This is a genomic window from Mediterranea massiliensis, assembly GCF_900128475.1.
GTDB classification, from domain to species: Bacteria; Bacteroidota; Bacteroidia; order Bacteroidales; family Bacteroidaceae; genus Bacteroides; species Bacteroides massiliensis_E.
Map to the genome: position 1 here is coordinate 1 of NZ_LT635821.1, position 1,065 is coordinate 1,065.

1 protein-coding gene is annotated in these 1,065 nt (G+C 38.7%); it reads left to right on the forward strand.

The window, feature by feature from the left end:
* Nucleotides 1-224: 224 nt before the first annotated feature.
* Nucleotides 225-1,065 (forward strand): transposase (locus BQ7483_RS00055; RefSeq protein ID WP_072544390.1); only part of this gene is annotated, 841 nt, incomplete at its 3' end.

Here is a 1,065-nt window from a genome sequence, read left to right on the forward strand (position 1 = left end):
CAATACTTCGGTAAATTTTTACCGATAAATTTAATTAAATAATAGAATCGGTGTTAGCCAGTTCAATATTATTAAAGAGATCATTGAAATACTGTCAAGAATGAATCGTTAAGGGGTAAGAAAAGTGATGAAAAATATATGATAAATAGCTGAAAATAAAGCATGAAAGTATTGCATAATTTGTTGATTATTAGTAAATTAGAAGTATCTCACCACTTTTAATTATGACCAAAGAATCACTCCTTATGCAATACCAATCCGAGTGCAGGAATGCTCTCGAATCAGTTGTAAATATAAGCAAATCTTTCCAGAAAGTATTCATGGATGCAATAAAATTGTTCATGGCCATACCTGACCGCATCAATTTCCTACAAATGGGACGATATGGATGTTTCTCAGAACAGACATACCGAAACAATTTTGAGAATGATGGCTTTGACTGGTTTTCCTTCAATGAAGCCATCATTAGAGAACACCTTAAAGGTGGTCGTAAGGCGATAGCCGTTGATCCGTCTTTCATTCCAAAATCAGGCAGCAAAACGCCATGGATTGGCTATTTCTGGTCCGGTTGTGCCGGTGAATACAAACGCGGACTGGAAATAACCGGTATTGGAGTTATAGACGTTGACAACCATGAATGTATGACTTTGGGTTCTGTACAGACACCTGACAACGCAACGCTGGAAAGCTGTGAGAAGAATCTTGTTGACTGGTACAGCTCTTACCTTATCAGCATACAGGAACAGCTGAAACGTATTTCTGGCACAGTCGTATGTGATGCGTTCTTTTCAAAGGCAACTTTCATCAAACCATTGTACGATAACGGTTTCCACGTAATAAGCCGTTTCAGGAATGATGCCGTATTGTTTTATCCCACCTTAGAAAATAGGACAGGAAAACGCGGACGTCCAAAATTACATGACGAGAAAATTGACTTTGAAAATCTGGACATCACAAGATGTACCGAGTACAAAGTGAACAAGGGTAAACTTTACGGACTGAAAGCATACTCCAAAGCGCTCAAACGCTTTGTGAGCCTGGCTGTATGGTATCCTATGGATGGAA